The sequence below is a fragment of the Thermococcus sp. ES12 genome (genome assembly GCF_012027515.1).
Taxonomy (GTDB): domain Archaea; phylum Methanobacteriota_B; class Thermococci; order Thermococcales; family Thermococcaceae; genus Thermococcus; species Thermococcus barossii.
Window position 1 is genome coordinate 1 of record NZ_SNUP01000139.1, and the last position, 391, is coordinate 391.

Annotated in this window: 1 protein-coding gene; it reads right to left on the reverse strand. The window is 34.5% G+C overall.

The window, feature by feature from the left end; translation table 11 throughout:
• Positions 1-15: 15 nt before the first annotated feature.
• On the reverse strand, positions 16-391 hold a 376-nt coding region (locus tag E3E37_RS11450), incomplete at its 5' end, for a hypothetical protein (RefSeq protein ID WP_206204118.1).

The window sequence follows — 391 nt, forward strand, 5'->3', positions numbered from 1 at the left end:
CAAAGATCATAATAATCACCCGATTTTCTTGAGGAATTCACTATATAATTTGACTAAGTTCTCTTTAGGTTTTTCGTAATAGTCTGGAGGAACATTAATGTAAATTTCTCTTCTTTTTAACCCTTTTATTTTGTTTTTAAAGTCCTTGAGAACAAATGCCGTTGGCTTTAGACTTCCGTCACTTCTTAGAAGTCCAAAGAATCTTTCATGTATTGCCTTATCAAATGGAGGCTTGTCCCAGAGACTCTCGTGATAATCTGAGAAGTTCCAGTATAAAGCACCAATTGTTCCAAATTCATAAAGGTGCTTTAATGTCTTTTCGAGCCATTTTGCTGCCTCTTCTTCATTTATGAGATAGTGTTCTAGGATATCTTTTCCAGTAGCAGATTTT